This window comes from Arenimonas sp., assembly GCF_019459675.1.
Classification (GTDB): Bacteria; Pseudomonadota; Gammaproteobacteria; order Xanthomonadales; family Xanthomonadaceae; genus Arenimonas.
On record NZ_JAIBFH010000022.1, the window covers coordinates 1 to 1505 of the forward strand.

The 1505-nt window shown below is 68.9% G+C and carries 1 protein-coding gene; it reads left to right on the forward strand.

Features of this window, described 5'->3' with window-relative positions:
* Positions 1-265: 265 nt before the first annotated feature.
* A partial coding sequence (locus K0M70_RS00815) for a Clp protease N-terminal domain-containing protein (RefSeq protein WP_290778005.1) occupies positions 266-1505 on the forward strand: 1240 nt, incomplete at its 3' end.

The window sequence follows — 1505 nt, forward strand, 5'->3', positions numbered from 1 at the left end:
GCCGGGGGGCCCCGGGCCCCCCCCGCTCCACCCCCGCGGTTACCGCGTGGGCCTGGTGCCGCCCCTGCCCGGCGACAAGCCCGCCGCGCGCGGCTCGTTCTCGAAGGCGCTGAAGGGTGATCCGGGCAACGCCGAATTCAAGGCCGCGCTGGGCGCGCTCTGAGTCACCGTGCCGGGGTAGGCGCGCTTGAAACCCATCCCCCCAGCCGCCAGTTAAGGAAGATGAGGGTGGCGTGTTGCCGCCCTGATCCTCAAGGGGACGACCATGCGGATGGACAAGCTCACTTCGCGCTTCCAGCAGGCCCTGGGCGACGCCCAGTCGCTCGCGGTGGGCCGCGACCACAACCTGATTGAACCGGCCCACCTGCTGGTGGCCCTGGTGGACCAGCAGGGCGGCAGCACCCGGCCCATGCTGGCCCAGGCCGGCGTCAACGTCGCCTCGCTGCGCCAGCGCCTGGGCGAGGCGCTGGACAAGCTGCCCAAGGTGTCCGGCCAGGCCGGCGAAGTCAGCCTGGGCAACGACCTGGGCCGGCTCCTGAACGTGTGCGACAAGCTGGCCCAGCAGCGCGGCGACGACTTCATCGCCAGCGAACTGTTCGTGCTGGCCTGCCTGGACGACAAGGGTGCGGCGGGCCAGGCGCTCAAGGCCAGCGGCGCCAGCAAGGCGGCCCTGGAGAAGGCCATTGAAAGCCTGCGCGGCGGCGAAAAGGTGGCCGACGCCAACGCCGAGGAAAACCGCCAGGCGCTTGAGAAATACTGCATCGACCTGACCGCCCGCGCCGAAGCCAACAAGCTCGACCCGGTGATCGGTCGCGACGAGGAAATCCGCCGCACCATCCAGGTGCTGCAGCGGCGCACCAAGAACAATCCCGTGCTGATCGGCGAGCCGGGCGTGGGCAAGACCGCGATTGTTGAAGGTTTGGCACAACGGATCATCAACGGCGAAGTGCCCGAAGGCCTGCGCAACCGCCGCGTGCTGTCGCTGGACATGGGCGCGCTGATCGCCGGCGCCAAGTTCCGCGGTGAGTTCGAGGAGCGGCTCAAGGCCGTGCTCAGCGACCTGTCCAAGCAGGAAGGGCAGGTGATCCTGTTCATCGACGAGCTGCACACCATGGTGGGCGCCGGCAAGGCCGAGGGCTCGATGGACGCCGGCAACATGCTCAAGCCCGCGCTCGCCCGCGGCGAGCTGCATTGCATCGGCGCCACCACGCTGGACGAGTACCGCAAGTACGTGGAAAAGGACGCCGCGCTGGAGCGCCGGTTCCAGAAGGTGTTCGTGGGCGAGCCGTCGGTGGAAGACACCATCGCCATCCTGCGCGGCCTGAAGGAGCGCTACGCGGTGCACCACGGCGTGGAAATCACCGACCCGGCCATCGTGGCCGCGGCCACGCTGAGCCATCGCTACATCGCCGACCGCCAGCTGCCCGACAAGGCCATCGACCTGATGGACGAGGCGGCGTCGCGCATCCGCATGGAAATCGACTCCAAGCCCGAGGAAATGGACC